The organism is Variovorax sp. Varisp36 (genome assembly GCF_047304235.1).
Classification (GTDB): Bacteria; Pseudomonadota; Gammaproteobacteria; order Burkholderiales; family Burkholderiaceae_C; genus Variovorax.
Genome location: NZ_JBGLYU010000056.1, coordinates 17,424 through 43,271, shown reverse-complemented (window position 1 = coordinate 43,271; position 25,848 = coordinate 17,424). Strand labels below are relative to the sequence as shown.

The 25,848-nt window shown below is 67.9% G+C and carries 24 protein-coding genes; 19 read left to right on the top strand and 5 right to left on the bottom strand.

The window, feature by feature from the left end; translation table 11 throughout:
- Nucleotides 1–132: 132 nt before the first annotated feature.
- The 14 genes from ACCD11_RS25080 (at nt 133) to ACCD11_RS25015 (ending at nt 15,253) form a co-directional block, all read left to right on the top strand.
- Nucleotides 133–1,812: an AMP-binding protein gene (locus ACCD11_RS25080; RefSeq protein WP_413315891.1), complete on the top strand. Its 1,680-nt coding sequence runs from the start codon at nt 133–135 to the stop codon at nt 1,810–1,812.
- Nucleotides 1,809–3,434 (top strand): carboxyl transferase domain-containing protein, encoded by a 1,626-nt coding sequence (locus ACCD11_RS25075; protein ID WP_413315889.1) that lies wholly within the window; start codon nt 1,809–1,811, stop codon nt 3,432–3,434. The genes ACCD11_RS25080 and ACCD11_RS25075 overlap by 4 nt, the downstream gene beginning before the upstream one ends.
- 13 nt (nt 3,435–3,447) lie before the next feature.
- Nucleotides 3,448–4,242, top strand: a complete 795-nt coding sequence (locus ACCD11_RS25070) for an enoyl-CoA hydratase/isomerase family protein (RefSeq protein ID WP_413315888.1) — start codon at nt 3,448–3,450, stop codon at nt 4,240–4,242.
- Between the two features lie 9 nt (nt 4,243–4,251).
- Entirely contained in the window at nt 4,252–4,923 is a 672-nt protein-coding gene (locus ACCD11_RS25065) for a DUF4126 domain-containing protein (RefSeq protein WP_007827835.1), read from the top strand.
- Entirely contained in the window at nt 4,916–7,006 is a 2,091-nt protein-coding gene (locus ACCD11_RS25060; RefSeq protein WP_413315886.1) for a biotin carboxylase N-terminal domain-containing protein, read from the top strand. The genes ACCD11_RS25065 and ACCD11_RS25060 overlap by 8 nt, the downstream gene beginning before the upstream one ends.
- Nucleotides 7,007–7,075: 69 nt before the next feature.
- A complete protein-coding gene (locus ACCD11_RS25055; protein WP_413315885.1) occupies nt 7,076–8,038 on the top strand; it encodes a DUF4349 domain-containing protein in 963 nt (320 codons plus the stop codon).
- Nucleotides 8,039–8,146: 108 nt separating this feature from the next.
- A complete protein-coding gene (locus tag ACCD11_RS25050; protein WP_413315884.1) occupies nt 8,147–9,067 on the top strand; it encodes a 2-hydroxyacid dehydrogenase in 921 nt (306 codons plus the stop codon).
- Nucleotides 9,068–9,156: 89 nt separating this feature from the next.
- Nucleotides 9,157–9,906, top strand: a complete 750-nt coding sequence (locus tag ACCD11_RS25045; protein WP_413315883.1) for an IclR family transcriptional regulator — start codon at nt 9,157–9,159, stop codon at nt 9,904–9,906.
- On the top strand, nt 9,903–10,292 hold the full coding sequence (locus tag ACCD11_RS25040) for a cupin domain-containing protein (protein ID WP_130428240.1): 390 nt from the start codon (nt 9,903–9,905) through the stop codon (nt 10,290–10,292). The genes ACCD11_RS25045 and ACCD11_RS25040 overlap by 4 nt, the downstream gene beginning before the upstream one ends.
- A 25-nt stretch (nt 10,293–10,317) precedes the next feature.
- A complete protein-coding gene (locus tag ACCD11_RS25035; RefSeq protein WP_413315882.1) occupies nt 10,318–11,334 on the top strand; it encodes a Bug family tripartite tricarboxylate transporter substrate binding protein in 1,017 nt (338 codons plus the stop codon).
- Between the two features lie 121 nt (nt 11,335–11,455).
- Nucleotides 11,456–12,682: a CaiB/BaiF CoA transferase family protein gene (locus tag ACCD11_RS25030; RefSeq protein ID WP_413315880.1), complete on the top strand. Its 1,227-nt coding sequence runs from the start codon at nt 11,456–11,458 to the stop codon at nt 12,680–12,682.
- Nucleotides 12,679–13,848 carry an acyl-CoA dehydrogenase family protein gene (locus tag ACCD11_RS25025; RefSeq protein WP_413315878.1) on the top strand — a complete coding sequence of 390 codons (1,170 nt, stop codon included), beginning with the start codon at nt 12,679–12,681 and terminating at the stop codon, nt 13,846–13,848. Before ACCD11_RS25030 ends, ACCD11_RS25025 begins: the two co-directional genes overlap by 4 nt.
- 10 nt (nt 13,849–13,858) lie before the next feature.
- Nucleotides 13,859–14,164 (top strand): acylphosphatase, encoded by a 306-nt coding sequence (locus ACCD11_RS25020; RefSeq protein WP_413315877.1) that lies wholly within the window; start codon nt 13,859–13,861, stop codon nt 14,162–14,164.
- 168 nt (nt 14,165–14,332) lie between these two features.
- Nucleotides 14,333–15,253: a hydroxymethylglutaryl-CoA lyase gene (locus ACCD11_RS25015; protein WP_007827858.1), complete on the top strand. Its 921-nt coding sequence runs from the start codon at nt 14,333–14,335 to the stop codon at nt 15,251–15,253.
- A 15-nt stretch (nt 15,254–15,268) separates the two neighbouring features.
- On the opposite strand, the gene ACCD11_RS25010 is transcribed toward ACCD11_RS25015, so the two are convergent.
- From ACCD11_RS25010 to nirB, 4 genes are read right to left on the bottom strand one after another with little or no spacing between them, the layout of a single operon-like run.
- A complete protein-coding gene (locus tag ACCD11_RS25010; protein ID WP_007827861.1) occupies nt 15,269–17,011 on the bottom strand; it encodes a bifunctional protein-serine/threonine kinase/phosphatase in 1,743 nt (580 codons plus the stop codon).
- Between the two features lie 10 nt (nt 17,012–17,021).
- Nucleotides 17,022–17,834 carry a formate/nitrite transporter family protein gene (locus ACCD11_RS25005; protein WP_007827863.1) on the bottom strand — a complete coding sequence of 271 codons (813 nt, stop codon included), beginning with the start codon at nt 17,832–17,834 and terminating at the stop codon, nt 17,022–17,024.
- Between the two features lie 51 nt (nt 17,835–17,885).
- Nucleotides 17,886–18,227 (bottom strand): nitrite reductase small subunit NirD, encoded by a 342-nt coding sequence (gene nirD / locus ACCD11_RS25000; RefSeq protein WP_007827864.1) that lies wholly within the window; start codon nt 18,225–18,227, stop codon nt 17,886–17,888.
- Between the two features lie 20 nt (nt 18,228–18,247).
- Nucleotides 18,248–20,779, bottom strand: coding sequence for a nitrite reductase large subunit NirB (gene nirB, locus ACCD11_RS24995; RefSeq protein ID WP_413315875.1), 2,532 nt, complete (start codon nt 20,777–20,779; stop codon nt 18,248–18,250).
- 394 nt (nt 20,780–21,173) lie between these two features.
- Between nirB and ACCD11_RS24990 the strand changes: the two genes are divergently transcribed.
- The 5 genes from ACCD11_RS24990 (at nt 21,174) to ACCD11_RS24970 (ending at nt 24,688) form a co-directional block, all read left to right on the top strand.
- Complete coding sequence (locus ACCD11_RS24990; RefSeq protein WP_007827866.1) at nt 21,174–21,662, top strand: YbaK/EbsC family protein; 489 nt, start codon at nt 21,174–21,176, stop codon at nt 21,660–21,662.
- On the top strand, nt 21,659–21,916 hold the full coding sequence (locus tag ACCD11_RS24985; RefSeq protein ID WP_007827867.1) for a DUF1289 domain-containing protein: 258 nt from the start codon (nt 21,659–21,661) through the stop codon (nt 21,914–21,916). Before ACCD11_RS24990 ends, ACCD11_RS24985 begins: the two co-directional genes overlap by 4 nt.
- Nucleotides 21,913–22,557 (top strand): 2-hydroxychromene-2-carboxylate isomerase, encoded by a 645-nt coding sequence (locus tag ACCD11_RS24980; RefSeq protein WP_413315873.1) that lies wholly within the window; start codon nt 21,913–21,915, stop codon nt 22,555–22,557. Before ACCD11_RS24985 ends, ACCD11_RS24980 begins: the two co-directional genes overlap by 4 nt.
- Before the next feature lie 170 nt (nt 22,558–22,727).
- Nucleotides 22,728–24,422, top strand: coding sequence for an MFS transporter (locus ACCD11_RS24975; protein ID WP_413315871.1), 1,695 nt, complete (start codon nt 22,728–22,730; stop codon nt 24,420–24,422).
- A 119-nt stretch (nt 24,423–24,541) separates the two neighbouring features.
- A complete protein-coding gene (locus ACCD11_RS24970) occupies nt 24,542–24,688 on the top strand; it encodes a hypothetical protein (RefSeq protein WP_007827873.1) in 147 nt (48 codons plus the stop codon).
- An 18-nt stretch (nt 24,689–24,706) separates the two neighbouring features.
- Here ACCD11_RS24970 and ACCD11_RS24965 read toward each other — a convergent pair whose 3' ends face one another.
- Nucleotides 24,707–25,822 (bottom strand): ABC transporter substrate-binding protein, encoded by a 1,116-nt coding sequence (locus tag ACCD11_RS24965; protein WP_007827880.1) that lies wholly within the window; start codon nt 25,820–25,822, stop codon nt 24,707–24,709.
- Nucleotides 25,823–25,848 lie beyond the last annotated feature (26 nt).

Genomic DNA, 25,848 nt, shown 5'->3' with positions numbered 1-25,848 from the left:
CTCCCCCAGAGGGGGAGGGCGGGGGTGGGGGCAAGCGGCGTTCGATGAGGCACTGCACCGAACAGGCGCCGGGAGCCCCCGTCCCAGCCTTCCCCCAGAGGGGGAAGGAGCAAGACAAACGGAGACAAGGAAATGAACATGACTGCAGCACTGACCGAGAGCTACGGCAAGGGCGCCACCGACGTCCCCCTCATCGAACAACCCATCGGCGACTTCTTCGACGACATGGTTGCGAAGCAGCCCGACCGCGAGGCGCTCGTCAGCCGCCATGAAGGCCAGCGCTTCACCTACCGCGAGCTGCAGACCGAATCGAACCGCCTCGCCGGCGCCTTGCTGAACCTCGGCCTCGCCCCCGGCGACCGTGTCGGCATCTGGTCGCACAACAACGTCGCGTGGGTGCTGATGCAGATCGCCACCGCCAAGGTCGGCCTGATCCTCGTCAACATCAACCCCGCCTACCGGACCTCCGAGCTCGAATACGCGCTCAACAAGGTCGGCTGCAAGGCGCTGGTGACGATGGCGCAGTTCAAGACCAGCGACTACCTCGGCATGCTGCGCGAACTCGGCCCCCAACGCCTGCCGCAATTGCTGCACACCTTCTGGATCGACAAGCCCGGCCAGGGTGACGAGCAGCCCGGCATGCAGCGCTTCTCGCAGCTGCTCGCGAGCGGCGATGCCGCCGATCCGCGCGTGGGACAGGTGCAGAAGACGCTCAAAGCCACCGATCCGATCAACATCCAGTTCACCAGCGGCACCACGGGCTTTCCAAAGGGCGCGACGCTCACGCATCGCAACATCCTGAACAACGGCTTCTTCATCGGCGAGTGCATGAAGCTGTCGCCCGTCGACAGGCTGTGCATTCCGGTGCCGCTCTATCACTGCTTCGGCATGGTGCTGGGCAACCTCGCCTGCCTCACGCACGGCTCGGCCATCGTGTACCCGAACGACGGCTTCGACCCGCTCACCGTGCTCGAGACGGTGCAGGCCGAGAAGTGCACCGGCCTGCACGGCGTGCCCACGATGTTCATCGCCGAGCTCGACCATCCGCGCTTCAAGGAGTTCGACCTGTCCACGCTGCGCACCGGCATCATGGCCGGCTCGCCGTGCCCGATCGAGGTGATGAAGCGCGTGGTCAGCGAGATGCACCTGAGCGAAATCACCATCGCCTACGGCATGACCGAGACCAGCCCCGTGAGCTGCCAGAGCAGCACCGACACGCCGCTGGACCGCCGCGTGTCGACCGTGGGCACCGTGCAGCCGCACCTCGAAGTGAAGATCGTCGACGCCGAAACCGGCGAAATCATGCCGGTCGGAAAATCGGGCGAGCTCTGCACGCGCGGCTATTCGGTGATGCACGGCTACTGGGAAGACGAGCCGAAGACGCGCGAAGCCATCGACGCCGAGCACTGGATGCATACCGGCGACCTCGCCACCATGGACGCCGAGGGCTACGTCAACATCGTCGGCCGCATCAAGGACCTGGTGATCCGCGGCGGCGAGAACATCTATCCGCGCGAGATCGAAGAATTCCTGTATCGCCACCCGAAGGTGCAGGACGTGCAGGTGGTCGGCCTGCCCGATAAAAAGTACGGCGAAGAACTCTGCGCCTGGATCATCGTCAAGCCCGGCCAGACCGCAACTGACACCGAGATCCGCGATTTCTGCAAGGGCCAGATCGCGCACTACAAGGTGCCGAAGTACATCCAGTTCGTCACCGAGTTCCCGATGACGGTGACCGGCAAGATCCAGAAATTCAAGATCCGCGATGCCATGACCGAGCAACTCGGCCTCAGCCAAGAAAAGACAGCATGAGCCAACTCGAAACCAAACTGAATGCCCGTTCGGCCGACTTCCAGGCCAATGCCGCAGCGATGCGCGCGCTGGTCGACGACCTGCGCCAGCAGTTCGCCAAAGTGGAGCAAGGCGGCGGCGAGGCCGCGCGCGCCAAGCACACGTCGCGCGGCAAGCTGCTGCCGCGCGACCGCGTCGCCGAGCTGCTCGACCCGGGCACGCCCTTCCTCGAGATCGCGCCGCTGGCCGCGCATGCGATGTACCTTGACGCCAAGGGCGCCGAATCGGCGCCGGGCGCCGGCCTCATCGCGGGCATCGGCCGCGTGAACGGGGTCGACTGCATGATCGTGTGCAACGACGCGACGGTGAAAGGCGGCACCTACTACCCCATGACCGTCAAGAAGCACCTGCGCGCACAGGAGATCGCCGAGCAGAACCGCCTGCCGTGCATCTACCTCGTCGACTCGGGCGGCGCCAACCTGCCGAACCAGGACGAGGTGTTCCCGGACCGCGACCATTTCGGCCGCATCTTCTTCAACCAGGCCAACATGAGCGCCCAGGGCATTCCGCAGATCGCGGTGGTCATGGGCTCGTGCACGGCCGGCGGCGCCTACGTGCCGGCGATGAGCGACGAATCGATCATCGTGAAGAACCAGGGCACCATCTTCCTGGGCGGCCCGCCGCTCGTGAAGGCTGCCACCGGCGAGGTCGTGACGGCCGAAGACCTGGGCGGCGGCGACGTGCACACGCGGCTGTCGGGCGTGGTCGACCACCTCGCACAGAACGACCTGCATGCACTGGCGCTCGCGCGCTCGGCGGTGGCCAACCTCAATGCGAAGGCCGCGGCGGCAACGCCGGCGAACACCCCGGTGCGCGCACCTGCATTCCCGCGCGAAGAACTCTATGGCGTGATCCCCACCGACACGCGCAAGCCCTTCGACGTGCGCGAGATCATTGCGCGCATCGTCGACGGCAGCGAGTTCCACGAGTTCAAGGCGCGCTTCGGCGCCACCCTGGTCTGCGGCTTCGCCGAGATCGAGGGCATGCCCGTGGGCATCGTTGCCAACAACGGCATCCTGTTCAGCGAATCGGCGCAGAAGGGCGCGCACTTCATCGAACTGTGCTGCCAGCGCAAGATCCCGCTGGTGTTCCTGCAGAACATCACCGGCTTCATGGTGGGCCGCAAGTACGAGAACGAAGGCATTGCGCGCCACGGCGCCAAGATGGTGACGGCCGTGGCCACCGCCAACGTGCCCAAGTTCACGATCATCATCGGCGGCAGCTTCGGCGCCGGCAACTACGGCATGTGCGGCCGCGCCTACAGCCCGCGCTTCCTCTGGATGTGGCCCAACGCACGCATCAGCGTGATGGGCGGCGAACAGGCCGCGAGCGTGCTGGCCACGGTGAAGCGCGACGGCATCGAATTGAAGGGCGGCAGCTGGAGCAAGGAAGAGGAAGAAGCCTTCAAGGCCCCGATCCGCCAGCAGTACGAAGACCAGGGCCACCCGTACTACGCGACGGCGCGGCTGTGGGATGACGGGATCATCGATCCGGCGGACACGCGGCGGGTGCTGGCGCTCGGTCTTGCCGCTGCACGCAACGCGCCCATTCCAGAGCCGAAGTTCGGCATCTTCCGCATGTGACGAGGGACGCGGCATGAGCAACTTCACCAAACTGAAACTCGAAACCAGCGAAGGCACCATCGCACGCATCTGGCTCGACCAGCCCGGCGCGCGCAATGCCTTCGACGACGTGGTCATCGCCGAGCTGACGCAGGCCTTCACCGAAGCCGGCGCCGCGCCGCAGGTGAAAGCCATCGTGCTCGGCGCGAACGGCCCGGCCTTCTGTGCGGGCGCCAACCTCAACTGGATGCGCCGCATGGCAGACTACACGCGCGACGAGAACATCGCCGACGCGGGCAAGCTGGCCGCCATGCTGCGCACCATCGCCGAGTGCCCCAAGCCCACCATCGCGCGCGTGCAGGGTGACGTGTATGCGGGCGGCATGGGGCTGGTCGCGGCCTGCGACATGGCCGTGAGCGTGGACACGGCCTGGTACTGCCTGAGCGAAGTGAAGATCGGCCTCGTGCCCGCGACCATCAGCCCGTACGTGCTGCGTGCCATGGGCACGCGCGCGTCGCAGCGCTACTTCCTCACGGCCGAGCGCTTCACTGCGTCCGAAGCGCATCGCATCGGCTTCGTGCATGAAGTGATTGCTGCCGATGCGCTCGATGCCAAGGTCGACGAACTCGTGAAGGCATTGACCGGTGCAAGTCCGGCCGCGGTGCGCGCCTGCAAGCAACTGATCGCCGACGTGGCCGGCCGCGAGATCGACGACGCGCTGATCGCGAAAACCGTCGAAGGCATCGCCGACATCCGCGCGAGCGAGGAAGGCCGTGAAGGCGTGCAGGCCTTCCTGCAGAAGCGCAAGCCGTCCTGGCTGGGCCGCTGAGCACACGCGATGAACGCACTCGACATGCCCCAGCTGCTCGCACTGGCCGCCGCCATCGGCTGGGCCAGCGGCGTGCGGCTCTACCTCGTCGTGCTGCTGACCGGACTTGTCGGCTACTTCGGCTGGGTGCCGTTGCCGAGCGGGCTGCAACTGCTGGCTCATCCGGTGGTCATCGCAGCCAGTGGCTTCATGGTGTTCGTCGAATTCTTCGCCGACAAGATCCCCGGCCTCGATTCGCTGTGGGACGTGGTGCACACCGCCATCCGCATCCCGGCCGGTGCCGCGCTCGCGGCCAGCGTGTTCGGCGCCGACCATGGCGTGATGGCCATCGTCGCCGCGCTGCTGGGCGGCAGCTTCGCTGCCACGGCGCACGCGGCCAAGGCGACGACGCGCGCGGCCATCAACACCTCGCCCGAGCCGTTCTCGAACGTGGGTGCTTCGCTGGTCGAAGACACGATGGTGCCGGCGGGGCTGTGGCTCGCGGTGGCGCATCCGCTGGTCTTTCTGGTGCTGTTCGTCTTCGTGCTGGTGCTCAGCGTGTGGCTGATCCGCAAGAGCTGGCGTTTCCTCAAGGCGCTGTTCAGCCGCGTGGCCCGCATCTTCAGCGGCCGACCCGATCCGGGCGTCGTGCCCGCGTTTCAACTGAAAAAGAATCCTCCGGGAGACACTCCGAATGTTTAAGAAGATCCTGATTGCCAACCGTGGCGAGATCGCCTGCCGGGTCGCTGCAACGGCCCGCCGCATGGCCATTCGCACGGTCGCCGTGTACTCCGATGCCGACGCGCATGCCAACCATGTGCGCGCCTGCGACGAGTCGGTGCACCTCGGCGGCAGTGCCCCGAAGGACAGCTACCTGCGCTGGGAAAAGATCCTCGAAGCGGCCAAGGCCACGGGCGCCGAGGCGGTGCATCCGGGCTACGGCTTCCTGAGCGAGAACGAAGAATTCGCGCAGGCCTGCGCCGACGCCGGCCTGGTCTTCATCGGCCCGCCGCCCTCGGCCATCAAGGCGATGGGCCTGAAGGCCGAGTCGAAGCAGCTGATGGAAAAGGCCGGCGTGCCGCTGGTGCCCGGCTACCACGGCCACGACCAGAACCCGCAGCTGCTGCAGCGCGAGGCCGACCGCATCGGCTACCCGGTGCTCATCAAGGCCAGTGCGGGTGGCGGAGGCAAGGGCATGCGCGCAGTCGACAAGGCGGAAGACTTCGCCGCCGCGCTCGCCTCCTGCCAGCGCGAGGCCATCAACAGCTTCGGTGACGACGCGGTGCTGATCGAGAAGTACGTGCAGCGCCCGCGCCACATCGAGATCCAGGTCTTCGGCGACACGCACGGCAACTACGTGTACCTGTTCGAGCGCGACTGCTCGGTGCAGCGCCGCCACCAGAAGGTGCTCGAAGAAGCGCCCGCGCCGGGCATGACCGAGGCGATGCGCAAGCAGATGGGCGAGGCCGCCGTCGCTGCGGCGCGCGCCGTGAATTACGTCGGTGCTGGCACGGTCGAGTTCATCGTCGAACAGCGCGAAACTCGCGCAGCGCCGGGCCGCCGCAAGCAAGCGAGCGCCCCCTCGGGGGGCAGCGAGGACACGTCAGTGCCGAGCGTGGGGGCCGATTCCGTCGAGATGAACTTCTTCTTCATGGAGATGAACACGCGGCTGCAAGTCGAGCATCCCGTCACTGAAGCGATCACCGGCCAGGACCTCGTCGAATGGCAGCTGCGCGTGGCCTCGGGCGAGACGCTGCCCGCGAAGCAGGCGGAGCTGCAGATCCACGGCCACGCCATCGAGGCGCGCATCTGCGCCGAGAACCCCGACAACAACTTCCTGCCCGCCACCGGCACGCTGCGCGTGTACCGCAAGCCGCAGGCGACCGCCTTCCAGCGCAGCCGCGTGCGCATCGACGACGGCGTGCGCGAGGGCGGCGAGATCTCGCCCTTCTACGACTCGATGATCGCCAAGCTGATCGTGCACGGCAGCACGCGCGCCGAGGCGCTGGCCCGGCTCGATGCGGCGCTCGCGCAAGTGCAGATCGTGGGCGTGTCGACCAACGTGCAGTTCCTGCGCGGCATCCTGGCCACCGAGTCGTTCTCGAAGGCGAACCTCGACACCGCGCTGATCGAGCGCGAGCGCGCCGTGCTGTTCGACCGCGAGCCGCTGGGACTGCCGCTGGCCGCGGCCGCCGCGATCACGCGCACGCTGATCACCGAGTGGCCCGCGAAGATGCCCGATCCCTTTGCGCGGCGCGACGGCTGGCGCTCGCTGGGCGAGTACCGGCGCCACTTCGACTTCGAGTTCCGCGGTGCCGAGCAGACCGCCCTGCTGACCTACAAGCGCGACGGCAGCCTGTGGCTCGAAGCCGGCGGTGCCGAAGGCCCGCTGGTCATCGGCCAGTTCCCGAGCGGTGAATTCGAGGTCGAATTCGCCGGCACGCGCCAGACGCTCGACGTGCACGTCGACGGCGCCACGGCCCACGTCTTCGCCTCGAAAGGCGCGACGAAGATCACCGCCATCGACCGCCTCGCCCATGCGGGCGACACCCACGCCGAAGGCGGCCGGCTCACGGCACCGATGCCCGGCAAGGTCGTGTCCTTTGCCGTCAAGGCCGGCGACAAGGTCAGCCGCGGCCAGCCGCTCGCAGTGATGGAGGCCATGAAGATGGAGCACACCATCGCGGCACCGGCCGACGGCATGGTGGACGAGCTGATGTTCGCGCCGGGCGAGCAGGTGGCCGAAGGCGAGGAATTGTTGCGAATGAGTGCCGCCGCAGCCTGAAAAATAGTTAACCCCGTTGCGGGCGCCTGTCCGTATCAGCTGCGGTAGTCATCACTCAAGGGATATCCCATGACCTATCGCACGCTGTCCGGCGCGCCGCGTTTCCTGTCTGGCCGCCACCGCGCGGGCATCGTCCTGCTGGCCTTGGCGGCCGCCTTGTCGCTCGCCGGCTGCAACCGCACCCACGACGAGGCCGCCACGCTCGCCGAGCCGGCTCCGCCGCCCGCGCCGATGCAGGCCGCGGCCAGCTATGCCAGCGGCATGGCCAGGAAGGAGCAGCGCATGCGGTCGGCCGAAACGGCTTCCGCCGATCAGGCCCAGGGCGGGCAGGACACCCCGCTGCAGCGCTTCCTGGCCGTGCGGCAAGACCTGAACGTCGAGGTGCCGTCCGAGCAGCTGGCCGATGCCTGGGGCAAGGTGCGCGACCTCTGCGGCTCGCTGAAGTGCGAGCTGCTGTCGTCCTCCCTGCTGCGCGAGACGCCGCAGCAGCCCGGCAACGCCATGCTCGAGATGCGCGTGGAGCCCGCCGACGTCGACAAGCTGCTCGGCGGCCTAGCCGGCGTGGCGAACGTGGTCTCGCACACCACCACGAGCGAGGACAAGACCGCCGAGGTGATCGACGTCGAAGCCCGCATCAGGAACCGCACCGAGTTCCGCGACAGCCTGCGCGTCATGCTGCGCGACACCGTCACCAAGCGCACCATGGCCGACCTGCTGGCGATCCAGCGCACGCTGTCGGACACGCAGGCCGAGCTCGACGCCATCGCCACGCAGCGCAAGGTGCTGGCGCAGCAGACCAGCAAGCAGCACATCCAGATCCAGTTCACGCCCAGACGCGCACTGGTGAGCGGCGGCGACAGCTACAGCCCGATGGGGAGGGCGCTGCGCAACGCGGGCGCGGTGCTGGCGGAGAGCGTCGGCTCGCTGATCACCTTCGTCGCGGCGGTGTTGCCCTGGCTGCTGCTGGCGGTACTGCCGATGGGATGGTTGGTGCGGGTGCTGTGGCGCCGTCGCCGCATCAAGGCGGGTTGACCCCCTGACCCCCGGGGTCAGCCCACCGCCCCGTCGCTGACGCCGTCCCTGATCTCCTTCGCGTGCGGCCCGAACGCCGCGCCAGCGCCTTCACTAAGATTCGTCCCCATGCGAATCACCGTCTACCTCACCGACAACCGCCCGGACCCCTGGATCGAGGGCCTCAAGGCCGAATTACCCGATGCCGTCATCGAGGCCTGGAAGCCCGGCGCGCCGCAGGCCGACCATGCCGTGGTGTGGGCGCCGCCGCAGGAGTTTCTCGACGAGCAGCCGAAGCTGCGCGGCATCTTCAACATCGGCGCGGGCGTCGATGCGCTGCTCAAGCTGAAGGTGCCGGCGCACACGCGCATCGTGCGGCTCGACGACGCGGGCATGTCGGTACAGATGGCGGAGTACGTCTGCCACACGCTCATTCGCCACTTCCGCGAGTTCGACGCCTACGAGGCCGATGCGCGCGAGGGCAAGTGGAGCTACCGCAAGCCGAAGCTGCGGCGCGACTTCCCGGTCGGGATCATGGGTCTGGGCGTGCTCGGCGAGCGCGTGGCCAAGGCGGTCGCGCAGTTCGAGTTTCCGGTGCTGGGCTGGACCCGTTCGCCGAAGGAGATCGACGGCGTGCGCGTGTTCAGCGGCGGGGCACAGTTCGACGAGTTCCTGTCGTCCACGCGCGTGCTCGTGAACCTGCTGCCGCTGACGGAGGCGACGCGCGGCATCCTCAACCGCGACACGCTGGGCAAGCTGAAGCCCGAGGGCTACCTGATCAGCATCGCGCGCGGCGCGCACCTCGTGGAAGACGACCTGATCCCGATGCTCGACGCCGGCCAGCTCGCGGGCGCGACGCTCGACGTGTTCCAGGTCGAGCCGCTGCCGGCCGACCACGCCTTCTGGCGGCATCCCAAGATCACCGTGACGCCGCACGGCTCGGCGCGCACGCTGCGCGAGGAGTCCATTGCGCAGATCGCCGGGAAGATCCGGGCGATGGAGCAGGGCCTGCCGATCGCCGGCGTGGTCGATCCGGCGCGCGGGTACTGACGGCGGCGTCACCTTTTGCGAGCCCGCCGCGCAAGGCGGGCAGGGGAAACCCCGAAGCGCCGATTTTTCATAAGCATGAAAATATTTTCATGACTGTGAAAACTGCATTCCGCGTGATCGAGATCGTCGAGCTCTTCGCTCGCGAGAAGCAGCCGCTGGCGCTGTCCGAGATGGCGCGCCTGCTCGACATGCCGGTGTCGAGCTGCCTGGGCCTGATCCGCACGCTCGAAGAGCAGGGCTACATGTACGAAACCGGCCGCCGCCAGGGCTACTACCCGACGGGCCGGCTGCTCGCGATGGCGCAGGTCATCGCCGCCCACGACCCGGTGCTCGACCGGGTGAAGGCCACGCTCGAGGAGTTGCGCGATGCTGCGCGCGAAACCGTGGTGTTCGCCAAGTTCCGCGATGCGGGCCTGGTGGTGTACCTGGAAGTGCTGAGCGCGCCGCAGAGCATTCGTTACACGGCCGAGTCGGGCGAGACGCGCCCGGCTTACGCCAACTCGCTGGGGCGTGCGTTGCTCTCCACGCTCACGCCCGAAGCGCGCCGCAAGCTGCTCGACGGCATGACGCTCGCGCCGCTGACCGACGCCACGCTCACCACCGCCGATGCCATCGAAGCCGAGTTGCAGCGCTCTGCCGCGCGCGGCTGGTACGGCAACCTCGGCGAAAGCATTCCCGACCTGATCGGCCTGGCCTGGCCGCTGCGCATCGGCGGCGAGGCCTATGCCATCTCGGTCGCCGGTCCGCGCTACCGCATGGAGGCGCGCATCGAGGAGATCGCGGCGATGCTGCGCTCGGCCTGCCTCGCCATCGAACCCAAGACCGAAAGTCCCCGATGACTGCAAGCACCCCCCGCTACTTCGTCCGCGAGGACGAGATCGCCGGCTACCACCCGGCCAACCATACCGGCACGCTCAACAAGCGCCTGATCGGCCCCGAGACCGTGGGCGCGAAGCAGCTCGAAGTGCTGGTCGGCCACATCCAGAAGGGCAAGGGCGCGCTGCCGCACGCGCACCCGGGCATCGAGCAGGTCTGCTACATGCTCGAAGGCCGTGCAGTCGCCGAGGTGGGTGGCCAGCGGCAGGAGCTGCACCCTGGCGACAGCTGCTTTTTTCCGGCCGACGCGATGCACACCTTCACGGTGGTGAGCGACGAGCCGGTGCGCGTGCTGGTGATCTACAGCCCGCCGTACGAGGAATTGCCGGAGCGCGTGATCCGGCCCTGAACGACAACCACCCGGAGACAAGCAAATGCAGACAACGAAGAACGCGACCGAGCCATCGGTCGCGGTGGCGAACCGCCGCCGTTTCATTTCCATCGGTGCCGCCACGGGCCTCGCCAGCGCAGTGCCCTGGGCCTTTGCGCAGGACGGCTACCCGAAGCAGCCGATACGCATCGTCGTGCCCTTCGCGGCCGGCAGCGGCACCGACGCTGTGGCACGCATCACCGCGCAGATGCTGGGCGAGGCGCTCAAGGGCTCGGTCATCGTCGACAACAAGGCCGGTGCCAACGGCGTGATCGGCGCCGAAGCCGTGGCCAAGGCGCCGCCCGACGGCTACACGCTCTTCATGACGACCAACACCACGCACTCGGCCAACCCGAGCCTGATGAAGTCGCTGCCCTACGACCCGGTGAAAGACTTCGCGCCCGTGAGCCGCATGGGCAACCTGCCGTTCATGCTCGTGGTGAACAACGACCTGCCCGTGAAGAGCGTGGCCGAGCTGCTGGCCTGGGGACGCGCGCACCCCGGCAAGCTGACCTATGCGAGCGGCAACAGCACCGGCATCGTGAGCGGCGCCACGCTGTCGCGCATGAGCGGCGTGCCGATGCTGCACGTGCCGTACAAGAGCACACCGCCGGCCATTGCCGACCTGATCGGCGGGCAGGTGTCGATGATGGTGGTCGACCTCGCCGCGGGCCTTGCGACGGTGAAGGCCGGCAAGATGCGCGCGATTGCGGTCACGACGCAGGAGCGCACCAAGCTCTTCCCCGAGCTGCCGCCGCTGGCCGACACGCCCGAGCTGAAAGGCTTCGACATCACCTCGTGGAACGGCGTGTTCGCGCCGGCCGGCACGCCGCGCGACATCGTGCTGAAGCTCAACAAGGCGCTGTCGGAGATGGCGAACGGCGCGGCCTTCCGCGAGCGCGTGAGCAAGCTGGGCTTCGATGCCTTCGGCAGTACGCCCGAGGAGCTGGGGGCGTTCACGGTGTCGGAACTGGCGAAATGGAAGAAGCTGATCCAGGCTGCGGGGATTCAACCCGAATGAGTGATCCGACTTTATCCCTCCCCCGCTGGAGGAGGGCAGGGGTGGGGGCAAGCGGCGTCCCTGCTTGGCGCCCTGCCTGCCCCCATTCCGACCTTCCCCCAGCGGGGGAAGGAGCGAAGACATGAACACCTCCGGACCTCTCCAAGGCATCCGCATCCTCGACCTCACGGCCGTGGTGATGGGGCCTTACGCCACGCAGACGCTCGGCGACCTCGGCGCCGACGTCATCAAGGTCGAGCCGCCCGGCGGCGACAACCTGCGCGCTGTCGGCCCCATGCGCCACCCCGGCATGGGCGCGATGGCGCTGCACCTCAACCGCAACAAGCGTTCGATCGTGCTCGACCTCAAGCAGCCCGAAGGGCGCGAGGCCTGCCTGAAGCTCGCGGCAAGTTGCGATGCATTGATCTACAACACGCGGCCGCAGGCGATGGCGCGGCTCGGGCTTGACTACGACGCGGTGGCCGGGGCCAATCCGAAGATCGTCTACCTCGGCGCCTTCGGCTATGGCGAGCAGGGGCCCTACGCCGGCAGGCCCGCGTACGACGACCTGATCCAGGGCGCGGCAGGCGTGGCCTCGCTGTTCGCGCAGCAAAGCGGCGGCGAACCGCGCTATGCACCCGTCACGCTCGCCGACCGCGCCGTCGGACTGCAGGCCGCCATCGCGCTGCTCGCCGCCGTACTGCACGCGCAACGCACCGGCAAGGGCCAGGCGGTCGAGGTGCCGATGTTCGAAGCGCTCTCGCAGTTCGTCATGGGCGACCACCTCGGCGGCCACAGTTTCGAGCCGCCGCTCGGCCCCACCGGCTATGCGCGCTTGCTCGCGCCGCACCGCAAGCCCTACGCCACGGCCGACGGCTACCTCAGCGTGCTGATCTACAACGACAAGCACTGGCAGGCCTTCTTCGACCTGATCGGCCGCCCCGGGCTGCGCGATTCGCCGATGTTCGGCACGCACACCGCGCGCGCCGCGAACATCGGCGCGGTGTACGCCTTCGTCGCCGAAGCGATGGCCACGCGCACCAGCGACGAATGGTTCGCCGCGCTCGATGCTGCCGATATCCCCGTCGCGCGCCTTCACAGCACCGAGAGCCTGCTCGACGATCCGCACCTGCGCGCCGTCGATTTCTACCCCGAGCTCGACCATCCGACCGAGGGCCGCATCCGCACCCTCGCGCCGGTCGGCCGCTACGGCGCCACGCCCACCGCCATCCGCCGGCCCGCGCCGCGCATCGGCGAGCAGAGCGTGGAGCTGCTGCGCGAAGCGGGATATGGCGACGAGGCCATTGCCCGCATGCTCGAACGCGGCGTCACGCTGCAACCCGACCCACCGAAGGACAGCAAAGCATGAACTTCTCCCTGAACGAAGACCAGCGCTCGCTGGTCGCGGCCATCGAACGCCTCTGCGAGGACTTCCCCGCCGACTACTGGCGCGACCACGACGATCGCGCCGTGTTCCCGCATGAATTCCACCGCGCTGTTGCAGCGAGCGGCTGGCTCGGCATCGCGATGCCCGAGGCGCAGGGCGGCGCGGGGCTCGGCATCACCGAGGCGGCGCTGATGATGCGTTCCATCAGCGCGTCGGGCGCGGGCATGTCGGGCGCATCGTCGGTGCACATGAACATCTTCGGGCTCAACCCGGTGGTGGTGTTCGGCAGCGAGGCCCAGCGCCAGCGCTTCCTGCCGCCGCTGATCGCGGGCACCGAGAAAGCCTGCTTCGCCGTGACCGAGCCCGACGCGGGGCTCGACACCACCAGCCTCAAGACGCAGGCGGTGCACCAGCCCGGCGGCAGCTACCTGCTGCACGGCCGCAAGATATGGATCTCGACCGCGCAGGTCGCCGACCGCATGCTCATCCTCACGCGCACCACGCCGATCGACCAGGTGAAGAAGCCCACGCAAGGCCTCACGCTGTTCTACACGGCGTTGGACCGCAGCAAGGTCGAGGTGCGCGAGATCCACAAGCTCGGCCGCGCGGCAGTGGATTCGAACATGCTCTTCATCGACGGGCTCGAAGTGCCGCAGGAGGATCGCATCGGGGAGGAAGGGCGCGGCTTCGAGTACATCCTGCACGGCCTGAACCCCGAGCGCATATTGATCGCTGCGGAAGCCATCGGCATCGGCCGCGCGGCGCTGCGCATCGCCTCGCAGTACGCGCAGGAGCGCATCGTGTTCGGCCGGCCCATCGGGCAGAACCAGGGCGTGGCGCATCCGCTCGCACGGGCCTGGGCCAACCTCGAGGCCGCCGACCTGATGGTGTTCAAGGCCGCCACGCTGTACGACGCGGGCGAGCCCTGCGGCATCGAGGCCAATGCCGCCAAGTACCTCGCGGCCGAGGCGGCGCACGATGCCTGCCAGAACGCGATCCTCACGCTGGGCGGCATGGGCTATGCGAAGGAATACCATGTGGAGCGCCTGCTGCGCGAGAGCTACATCCCGCGCATCGCGCCGGTGAGCCCGCAGATGATCCTGAACTTCATCGCGGAGAAGGCACTGGGGCTGCCCAAGTCGTACTGATCGCAATGCCATGAACAACGCCATCACCGTGACTCGCCACCTCGTCATCCGCGGCCTCGTGCAGGGCGTGGGCTATCGCTGGTCGATGGTGCAGGCCGCGCAGCGGCTCGGCGTGCAGGGTTGGGTGCGCAACCGACGCGACGGCAGCGTGGAAGCGCTGGCGATCGGCGAGGCTGGCGCGGTCGAAGCGCTGGTCCGTTGGGCGCAGCAGGGGCCGGACGGTGCGCGCGTGGATGCGGTCGACGTGGACGAGCGCCTCGACGCTGTCGCCGCGGGCGGCATACCCGGCGGCTTCGAGCAGCGGGGAACCGTCTAGCGCCCGCTTCGGTCTGCGTCCGAGCCCGGGTGCCGTGCGGTTGGCACCATTTGCAACCCCGCAGGCGCGCATTGCTACCTTCCGCGGCCTGTGTGCCTGGCAGGGCATTTCCATGTGTCGGACAATGGCCGACGGCCTTTCATCCTCCCGCGACATAAGAGACATCCCATGAAACTCCCCACCCGCGTCAAGCTCGTCGACGTCGGCCCGCGCGACGGCCTGCAGAACGAAAAGCAGCCCGTCTCGGCCGAGGTCAAGATCGGCCTCGTGCACCGCCTGCAGGACGCGGGCCTGAAGGAGATCGAGGTCACCAGCTTCGTCTCGCCCAAGTGGGTGCCGCAGATGGCCGACAACGCCGAGGTGATGCATGGCATCGTGCGCAAGCCCGGCGTGCGCTACTCGGTGCTCACGCCCAACATGAAGGGCTTCGAGGCCGCCATCGCCGCGCCGCGCGAGGAATGGCCCGACGAGATCGTGGTGTTCGGCGCCGCGAGCGAGGCCTTCAGCCAGAAGAACATCAACTGCTCGATTGCCGAGAGCATCGAACGCTTCGCGCCCGTGGTGGCCGCGGCGCGCGAGAAGGGCATCCACGTGCGCGGCGCGATGTCGTGCACCGTGGGCTGCCCGTATGAAGGCGAGATCGCACCGGCCAAGGTCGGCTACCTCGCGCAGCTGATGAAGGGCATTGGCGTGCAGCGCGTGGACGTGGCCGACACCATCGGCGTGGGCACGCCGCGCAAGGTGCAAGGGGCGATGGAGGCCACGCTGGCGCACTTCGATGTCGATGCCGTTTCCGGCCATTTTCACGACACCTACGGGCAGGCGCTGGTCAACACGCTGGCGGCGCTCGAACTGGGCGTGTGGAATTTCCAGTCGTCCTCGGCCGGCCTCGGCGGCTGCCCCTACGCGAAGGGCGCAACGGGCAACGTGGCGACCGAAGACGTGGTCTACATGCTGCACGGCATGGGCATCGAGACCGGCATCGATCTCGACAAGCTGATCGACGCGGGCGTCTACATCAGCGAGGCGCTGGGCCGCGAACCGAACTCGCGCGCGTCGAAGGCGATCCGCACCAAGCGCGCCGGCTGAGCGGCTTCGTCTTCTTCAGCGCCCGAAGGCGCGCAGCCCGAGCAGCACGATCACCGCCGCGGCCAGCAGGACCGTCGTGCATTGCCAGAACAGCACCGGCCGGCGCTCGATCAGCGCGGGTGACCGCGGGCGAAGAAACTCCGGCCCCGGCGCCCTGAGGTCGTGCGCGAATTCGGACACCGCCTCCTGCCGCTTCGCCGCCTGCGGCTGCAGCGCCTTCTGCAGCACGGCATCGACCCACGCAGGCAGGTCGGGACGGAAATGCCGCACCGGCACATAGCGCAGCCGGCCGACATCGGCGGGTGAGCGGATGCGCGACGCCTGCAGCCCGTAAGGCAGCTGGCCGGCGAGCATCTGGTAGGCGATCACCGCCAGCGAGAACAGGTCGGATCGGGCCGTGCCGCCATGGCCGGTGAAGTATTCCGGCGCGGTGTACTGCAGCGTGCCTTCGATGGCGAGCGCCCGGCGCTCGCCGCTGCCGTCGGACAGGCCCGCGACGTGGGTGGCGGCGAGGTCGATGATCTTCACGGTGCCCGTGCGGTCGATCATCACGTTCTCGGGGCGCATGTCCTGGTGCAGCATTTCCTTGCTGTGCAGCGCCTGCAGGCCCCGCGCCAGCTGCTCGACGATGCCGCGCACGCTGTCCAGCGCGGGCCGGGGGTGGTCGACCATCCACTGCGCCAGCGTCTGGCCGTCCACGTACTCCATGGCCACGTACAGGTGGCTGCGCGTGCGTTCGACGGTGCTGGCCTTGAGCACGTGCGGGCTGTCGATGCGCCGCGCCACCCATTCCTCGAGCACGAAGCGGTCGAGGTAGTCGGGGTCGCCGCGCAGGTCGATCGACGGGAGCTTCAGCACCACCGGCTGGCCCGTGGCCTCGTCGGTGGCCAGGTACACGTGGCTGCGCGCGCTCATGTGGATCTCGCGCACGAGCGTGAAGCCCTCGAAGCGGTCCCTCGGCGCGAGGGCCGGCGGCAGCGCCAGGCCTTCGCGCTGCAGCTGCGCATGCGGCGCGTCGGCTTCGGGAAGCTCGTCGATGCGCAGCAGCTGGACCGTGCTGTCGTCGTCGCTGCCCTTGGCCTGCGCGGTTTCTGCCAGCAGGCGGGCGGCCGCGTCGAAATCGTCCCCGCAGCGGCCGAGCACCTCGTTCACCGTGCCGCTGTCGAGATGCGCGTACGCGCCATCGGTGGCCAGCAGGTAGACCTCGCCCGCCTCAGCCTGCCAGCAGCGGTAGTCGATCTCCACATTGGCGCCCGCGCCCAGAGCGCGCCCGAGGTACGACTCGGCCGACGACACGTTGACGCGATGGTCTTCGGTGAGCTGTTCCAGCGCGCCGGCATGCAGCCGGTAGATGCGCGCATCGCCGACGTGCAGCAGGTGCGCGTCGCGGCCCTTGAGGATCAGCGCGCTGAAGGTGCAGACGTAGCCGCTGTCCTTGTCGAAGCGCGCGTCGCTGCGCATCGTCTGCGCATGCAGCCACGAGTTGGTGGCGTCCAGCACCCGCTGCGCGGAGCGTCGCACCGACCACGCGTCGGAGGTCGCGTAGTAGTCGTCGAGAAAGCCCCGCACGGCCGCCGCGCTCGCCACCTGGCTCACGCGGCTGGAGCCGATGCCGTCGGCGAGCGCCACTGCGATGCCCTTGGAGGCGCGCAGCGCCCCCTCGGGCAGCATGGCGCCGTGGAAGTCCTGGTTGACCGGCGATTTGCGCCCTGCCAGCGAATGCTGGCCGAGCGTCACGCGCAATGCCTTGCGCGGCATCCAGGCCGGCTCAGCTGGCGGCGCGCTTGGGCGCCGTCTTGTAGTGCGTGGAGTAGAGCGTCAGCCCGACGAAGGTCAGGCCGCCGACGAGGTTGCCCAGCACCGTGGGCAGCTCGTTCCAGATCAGGTAGTCCATGATCGTGAACTTGCCGCCCAGCATCAGGCCGGTGGGGAACAGGAACATGTTGACGATCGAGTGTTCGAAGCCCATGTAGAAGAAGACCATGACCGGCATCCACATGCCGATCGCCTTGCCCGACACGGTGGTCGACATCATGGCCGCCACCACGCCCGTCGACACCATCCAGTTGCACATCACGGCGCGGATGAACAACGTGAGCATGCCGGCGGCGCCATGCGCGGAGTAGCCGATGGTGCGGCCTTCGCCGATGTGGCCGAGCTTCTCGCCGATGGCGTTGGGCGCCTCGCTGAAGCCGAAGGTGAAGATGACGGCCATGAACACCGCGACCGTCAGCGCGCCCGCGAAGTTGCCGGTGAACACCAGTCCCCAGTTGCGCATGACGCCGCCCCAGGTGGCGCCGGGGCGCTTGTCGAGCACGGCCAGCGGTGCCAGCGTGAACACGCCGGTCAGCAGGTCGAAGCCCAGCAGGTACAGCATGATGAAGCCCACCGGGAACAGCATCGCGCCAACGAGCGCATTGCCGGTGTTCACGGTGATGCTCACGGCAAAGGCCGCCGCCAGCGCGAGGATCGCGCCCGCCATGTACGAGCGGATGAGCGTGTCGCGCGTGGACATCAGCAGCTTGGATTCACCGGCGTCCACCATCTTGGTGACGAATTCGGCGGGGGCTAGATAGGCCATTCTGGTTCCTTGGAAGCGATAAAGACGAAACTGAAAAGGGAGACTGAGGCCTCAAGCCAGCGCGACGAGCACGCGGCCTTCCTGCACGCGCACGGCATGCGCGCGCACCGAGTGCTCGGGCGCTTCCAGGCATTCGCCGCTGCGCAGGTCGAAGTGGTTCTTGTAGAGCGGCGAAGCCACGACGATGCGCTCGCCCAGGCTGCCGACCAGCCCGCGCGAGAGCACGCTGGCCCCCGCCTTCGGGTCGATGTTGTCGATGGCGAACAGCGCCTGCTCATGGCCGACGCTGAAGATCGCGACATGCACGCCGTCGACCAGCGCGCACACGCCGGTGTCGGGCAGGATGTCGGTGGCCGCGCACACCGGGGTCCACTGGAGCTTGTCTTGGGTCATGGGATTTCCTTGGGTGTTTTTCAGGCCATCGAGACGTCGGAGGCGGCTTCGCCGCGCTCTTCCACGCGGGCGGGGCGGATCTGGCCGCGCTCCTGCACGAAAACGATGTGCTCGTCCGGCTTCTCGCTGTTGACGAAGGAGCGGAAGCGCTGGCGCGTGACCGGGTCGTTCACCGCGGTCTTCCATTCGCACTGGTAGGTGTCGACCACGCGCTGCATCTGTGTTTCCAGCTCGTCGCCGAGGCCCAGCGTGTCCTGCAGCAGCACATCCTTGAGGTAGTCGAGACCGCCCTCGAGGTTCTCGCGCCACGTGCTGGTGCGCTGCAGGCGGTCGGCCGTGCGCACGTAGAACATCAGGAAGCGGTCGATCAGCCGGATCAGCTCGGCCTTGGTGAGGTCGCTCGCGAGCAGTTCGGCATGGCGCGGCTTCATGCCGCCGTTGCCGCACACGTAGAGGTTCCAGCCCTTGTCGGTCGCGATGATGCCGACGTCCTTGCCCTGCGCTTCCGCGCATTCGCGGGTGCAGCCCGACACGCCGAACTTGATCTTGTGCGGCGCGCGCAGGCCCTTGTAGCGGTTCTCCAGTTCCACGGCCAGGCCGACGCTGTCGTCTACGCCGTAGCGGCACCAGGTGGAGCCGACGCAGCTCTTCACCGTGCGCAGCGACTTGCCGTAGGCATGGCCCGATTCGAAGCCGGCCGCGATCAATTCTTCCCAGATGGCGGGCAGCTGCTCGACGCGCGCACCGAACATGTCCACGCGCGCACCGCCTGTGATCTTGGTGTACAGGCCGTACTTCTTCGCCACCTGGCCCACCGCGATCAGCCCGTCGGGCGTGACCTCGCCGCCCGGCATGCGCGGCACCACCGAGTAGGTGCCATCCTTCTGGATGTTGCCGAGGAAGTAGTCGTTGCTGTCCTGCAGGCTGGCCAGGTCCTTCTTCAGCACGAACTCGTTCCAGCACGAAGCGAAGATGCTCGCGGCCGTCGGCTTGCAGATGTCGCAGCCCAGGCCCTTGCCGTGCTTTGCCAGCAGGTCGGCGAAGCTGCGGATCTCGCCCACGCGGATCAGGTGGTACAGCTCCTGGCGCGAGTAGGGGAAGTGCTCGCACAGGTGGTTGTTGACCGCCATGCCGCGCTTGGACATCTCCATCTTCATCACCTGCGTGACCAGCGGCACGCAGCCGCCGCAGGTGGCGCCGGCCTTGGTGCAGGCCTTCAGCTCGGCGACGGTGCATGCGCCCTCGCCCACGGCCTCGCAGATCCGGCCCTTGGTGACGCTGTTGCACGAGCAGATCTGCGCGGTGTCGGGCAGCGCATCGACGCCCAGGCCTGGCTTGGCCTTGCCGTCGCTCGACGGCAGGATCAGGAATTCAGGGTCCGCGGGCAGCGCGATGCCGTTGAGCGCCATCTGCAGCAGCGTGCCGTACTCGGCGGCATCGCCGACCAGCACCGCGCCCAGCAGCTGCTTGCCGTCCTCGCTGACGACGATCTTCTTGTAGATCTGCTTGCGCTCGTCGACGTACTGGTAGGCGCGCGACCTCGGCGTCTTGCCGTGCGCGTCGCCGATGCTTGCAACGTCCACGCCCATCAGCTTGAGCTTGGTGCTCATGTCGGCACCGGTGAAGGCGGCGTCGTCCTGGCCGGCGATGTGCCTGGCGGCCACGCGGGCCATGTCGTAGCCCGGTGCGACGAGGCCGAAGGTCTGCTCGTTCCACGACGCGCATTCGCCGATCGCGTAGATGTTGCGGTCGCTGGTGCGGCAGTGGCTGTCGACCGCCACGCCGCCGCGCGGGCCGACGGCCAGCACGCTCTGGCGCGCCAGTTCGTCGCGCGGACGGATGCCGGCGGAGAACACGATCATGTCGGTTTCCAGGTGCGTGCCGTCGGCGAACACCATGCGGTGGCGGGCGGTCGCGCCGTCGGTGATCTCCACCGTGTTGCGGCCGGTGTGCACGTGCAGGCCCATTGCCTCGATGCTGTTGCGCAGGGCGCGGCCGCCGCCTTCGTCGACCTGCACGGCCATCAGGCGCGGTGCGAACTCCACGACGTGGGTTTCGAGGCCCATGTCGCGCAGCGCCTTGGCGCATTCCAGGCCCAGCAGGCCGCCGCCGACGACCACGCCGCTCTTCGAGCGGGCGCCGCAGGCCTTCATGGCCTCGAGGTCCTCGATGGTGCGGTAGACGAAGCAGTTCGGGCGGTCGCGGCCGGGCACGGCGGGCACGAAGGGGAAGGAGCCCGTCGCAAGCACCAGCTTGTCGTAGTGCACCACTTCGCCGTCGGCCGTAGTGACGGTGTTGTTGCGCCGCTCGATGGCTACCGCCCGCGCGGCCAGGCGCAGCGTGAAGCCGCTGCGTTCGAAGAAGCCCGGCTCGACGAGCGACAGGTCTTCCGCCGTCTTGCCGGCGAAGAACTCGGACAGGTGAACCCGGTCGTACGCCGGGCGGGGCTCCTCGCACAGCACGGTGACTTGCGCGTTCGCGACGCCGAGCTCGTGGAGTTGCTCGAGGAACTTGTGGCCGACCATGCCGTGGCCGATGACTGCGATCTTCATTGGGGGTCCTGCACGCAGCCGGCCCTTGGAGGTGCAGCGCCGCGCTGTCGTGGCAGACAGCGGCAGCAGAGCCCCGCGACGGAACGGATGCGAAATTGGGTTGGAGCAGACGAGCTCGCGGCTTGTCGGCCGCCGGCTCGCTTGAACCCCGCCGTCGTTAGCGGAGGCACTGTGAACCGAGGGATAAGCAATATCCATGCCCAATCGTGCGGGTGCCGCGGCCGCCCTGACCGGCCGGTTGCGCACCGAAACCGCCCCGGGCCCGGCACCGGACGCACGGGCGTCGTGCGCCGTGGCGCCGCGACGCTCTTCGCATTGGTGCACCCCGGGCGGCGGCGCAGGCTTTTCCGTATGCTCTGGGGCCTCGATGAACCCAGAACCTGCTGAACCTGCCATGTGCGGCTCCGAACTCCATTCCCTTCCCGACGGTGTCCAGCGCGTCTCGCGCGTGCTCCAGGACGCCGGCCATCCGCATGCCCCGCGCATGCTCGACGACGCCTGCCGCACCGCGCAGCAGGCGGCCGACGCGCTCGGCATCTCGGTCGGCCAGATCGCCAAGAGCATCATCTTCCGCCGCAAGAGCGATGAGGCGGCGGTGCTGGTCATTACCTCGGGCGACAGGCGCGTCGACGAGAAGAAGGTCGATGCGCTGGTCGGCAAGACCGGCCGCGCCGACGCCGACTTCGTGAAGGCGCGCACCGGCTTCACCATCGGGGGCGTGTCGCCGGTCGGGCACGTGACCAAGCCCGTGGTGCTGATCGACCGCGAGCTGTTCCGCTTCGAGGAGATCTGGGCGGCCGCGGGCCATCCGCATGCGGTGTTCCAGCTGCGCCCGCACGACCTCGAGAAGCTCACCGGCGCGCCGGTGGCGGACGTGGTGTGAACTTCGACGAGGCCGAGACCTTGGCCGAGCGCGCCGTGGCCGTGCAGGCCATGGCCGACGACGTGCCCTCGCCGTGCTCTTCCGTGTGCCGCATGGACCGCCTGAGCGGCTTCTGCGAAGGGTGTTTGCGCACCATCCCGGAGATCGCTGGCTGGAGCCGGATGGAGGACGAAACGCGGCGCCACGTGTGGCGCGCGATAGAGTTGCGGGCGCGGGCCGGCATCTGGCGCGCTTCAGGAGACAACGCCGCATGAAGCACATCGACTTCTATCTCGACTTCATCTCGCCCTACGCGCACCTCGCGTTCGAGCACCTGCCGGAGGCGCTCGAAGGCCTGAGCTGCAGCGTGGCCTACAAGCCCGTGCTGCTGGGGGCGCTGCTCAAGCAGCACGGCCAGCTCGGGCCGGCGGAGATTCCGTCGAAGCGCAGCTGGACCTACCGCCACGTGCTCTGGCTGGGCCACACGAACGGCATCCGGATCGAAATGCCCGCCTCGCACCCTTACAACCCGCTGCCTCACCTGCGGCTGGCAGTGTCGACGAGCGACGACGGCAGCATCAGCCGCTTCGTGGCCGAGACCATCTTCCGCCATGTGTGGCGCGGCGGCGAAGACGCGGGCGACGCCGCGCGCCTCGCCGCGCTCATCGCGCAGCTGGCGCCGAAGCGCGACGCGAACAGCGACGAGAGCAAGGCCCTGCTCAAGCGCAACACCGACGAGGCCTTGCAGCTCGGCGTGTTCGGCACGCCCGCCTATGTGGTCGACGGCCGCCTGTTCTGGGGCTTCGACGGCCTGCAGATGCTGCGCGCCTACCTGTCGGGCGATGCGTGGTTCGACGGCCCGCAATGGACCTCGGCGGACCAGCGCCCGTCCCTGCTGCGCAGCAGCAAAAACTGAGCGACCCCCGGATTTCTTACAACCTGAAACGCGCCCCGCGGGTTTCACCTTAAACCGTAAGCACCGGTTCAGTTTCGCGCAAGGCTCGGGTCAGTCGCGCCTCCAAGAATGCCTCACGGTCCCGAAACAGTCGGGCGCCGCATGAACGCACACACACAGGAGACGACGCAATGGCAGCCACACTAGATTCACGGGGAGTGCCGCATCCGGCCCCCCGGCCCATGTCCTCGGAGGAGAAGAAGGTTATCTTCGCCTCCTCGCTCGGCACCGTGTTCGAGTGGTACGACTTCTATCTCTACGGTTCGCTCGCCGCGATCATCGCGAAGCAGTTCTTCAGCGGCCTCGATGCGGGCGCCGCCTTCATCTTCGCGCTGCTGGCGTTCGCCGCGGGCTTCCTGGTGCGTCCGTTCGGTGCCATCGTGTTCGGCCGCCTGGGCGACATGATCGGGCGCAAGTACACCTTCCTGGTGACGATCCTGATCATGGGCCTGTCGACCTTCATCGTCGGCCTGCTGCCCAGCTACGCGACCATCGGCGTCGCTGCGCCGGTGATCCTGATCGCGCTGCGCATGCTGCAGGGCCTCGCGCTCGGCGGCGAGTACGGCGGCGCCGCCACCTACGTGGCCGAGCACTCGCCGCACGGCAAGCGCGGCGCCTACACCTCGTGGATCCAGACCACCGCCACGCTCGGCCTGTTCCTGAGCCTGCTGGTGATCCTGGGCGTTCGCGAAGGCATGGGCGAAGCGGTGTTCAACGACTGGGGCTGGCGCATTCCGTTCCTGGTGTCGATCCTGCTGCTCGGCGTGTCGGTGTGGATCCGGCTCTCGCTGTCCGAGTCGCCGGCCTTCCAGAAGATGAAGGCCGAGGGCAAGACCTCGAAGGCGCCGCTGTCCGAATCCTTCGGCCAGTGGAAGAACCTCAAGATCGTGATCCTGGCGCTGGTCGGCCTCACGGCAGGCCAGGCCGTGGTCTGGTATTCGGGCCAGTTCTATGCGCTGTTCTTCCTGACGGCACAGCTCAAGGTGGATGCGACCACGGCCAACCTGATGATCGCCGCCGCGCTGCTGATCGGCACGCCGTTCTTCGTGGTCTTCGGAACGCTGTCCGACAAGATCGGCCGCAAGCCGATCATCATGGCCGGCTGCCTGCTGGCCGTGGTCACCTACTTCCCGGTCTTCAAGATGCTGACCGAAGCCGCCAACCCCGACCTGGCCCGTGCACAGGCCACGGCCGGCGTCACGGTGACGGCCGACCCTGCGACCTGCTCGTTCCAGGGCAACCCGGTGGCCCGCGAGATCGACTTCAGGAGCTCGTGCGACATCGCCAAGCGCTACCTGGTGCAGAACTCGGTGAGCTATGAGAACGTGGCCGGCGCGCCGGGCTCGAAGGCCGTCGTGAAGATCGGCGACAAGACGATCGAGGCGCCGGTCGGCAATGTCGTGAACCTCAAGTTCGACGAGGGCTCCGCCAAGGAAATCGCCGCCTTCAAGAAGAGCGTGGCCGAAGACCTGAAGGTCGCGGGCTACCCGGCCAAGGCCGACCCCGCGAAGATGAACAAGGTGCTGACGGTGCTGCTGCTGTTCTGGCTGGTGCTGCTGGTGACGATGGTCTACGGCCCGATCGCCGCGATGCTGGTCGAGATGTTCCCCACGCGCATCCGCTACACCTCGATGAGCCTGCCGTACCACATCGGCAACGGCTGGTTCGGCGGCCTGCTGCCAACCACCGCCTTCGCCATCGTGGCCTCCACCGGCAACATGTACAACGGCCTCTGGTATCCAATCATCATCGCCGGTGTCACGCTGGTGGTGGGCACGCTCTTCATCCGCGAAACGAAGAACGTGGACATCTACGCCAACGACTGATCGCTGCTCGCGCAAAGGAGGGCGCCATCCGCCCTCCGTTCAACAAAGAGGCTTCATGCCAACCGCATGAAGCCTTTTTCTTGAGCCCCTTGAATCAACCTCGTCAGGAGACAGCACCCATGTGGAAACTCGCCGTCGGCTTCATCGTCTTTGCCGCCATCGCTCTGTTCGTGATTTCCAAGGCCGGCGACAAGGTCGACATGTCGGGCGAGAAGCATGGCGCCGACGCAGCGCACGAAACGGCGCCCGCCGCCGCGCCGAAGTAGGAAGGCGCCGCGCGGCGGTCAGCGCTTGAACTTGCCGTCGCTGATGATCGACAGGTCCGCGAAATCGATGCCGCTGTGGTCCTGCGGCGAGTAGCTCACCTCGAGCCCGCCGCCCAGGTCGTAGCCCCGCAGGCTGTCGAGCGCCGCCACGATCCTTGCGCGTGTGGGCTTGGGGCCCGCGCGGCGCAGCGCCTCCACCAGCACCTTGGCCGAGGCGAAGCCTTCGAGCGTGGCCGGCGACAGTTCGGCCTGGCCCTTGGCCTGCGCGAGGGCCAGGGCTTCCTTCACCATCGGCTGGCCGAGCGAGCGCTCGTTCGGGAACACCTGCGTCACGATCACGCCGCGGCTCGCGTCGCCCAGCTGCTTGATGAAGCCCGACGAAGCGTTGTTCGACAGCGTGACCACCTGCGCCGCGGAGCCCGCGGCGCGCAGCGCCTTGATGCCGTCCACCACGGCGACGCCCGAGCCGATCCACACCACGGCCTGTGCATCGGCATCCTTGATGGCCGGCACGATGGTCTTGTAGTCGGGCTTCTCGCGGTCGGCCGGAATGGTCACGACCGGCTTGGCCTTGCCCTTGGTGAAGCCGGTCATCGCACCCTCGAGCGCGTCCGCGCCGAACGAGTCGGTCACATGCACCACCGCAATGCGCGTGAGGCCGATGGTCAGCAGGTGCTGCACCGCCTTCTCGGCCTCGCGCTGGTAGGTGGCGCGCACGTTGAACACGTGCTTCTGCAGCGGCTTGTGCAGCACCATCGCGCCCGTCGAGGGGCCGATGAGCGCCACGTCGTACTTGTCGAGCCACGGGATGATGGCCTGCGAGTGCGGCGTGCCGCGGCTCATGAAGAGCGCCAGCACCTTCTTGTCCTCGATCAGCACGCGGGCGTTCTCACTGGCGCGCTTGACGTCGAAAGCGTCGTCCATGCGGATCATCTCGATCTTCTCGCCGTGGATGCCACCCTGGGCATTGGCCGCATCGATCACCAGCTGGGCGCCGCCGATGGTCTCGTTCACGCCCGCGGCCACCGAGCCGGTCATGCCGGCGGTCTGTCCGATCAGGATCTGCGCCGGAGCGCCGGCCGCCGACAGTGCCAGCAGCGCGGCGGCACACAGCGTGCGCGTCATCTTCTTCATGGAAATTTCTCCTCTCGACAAGCTCG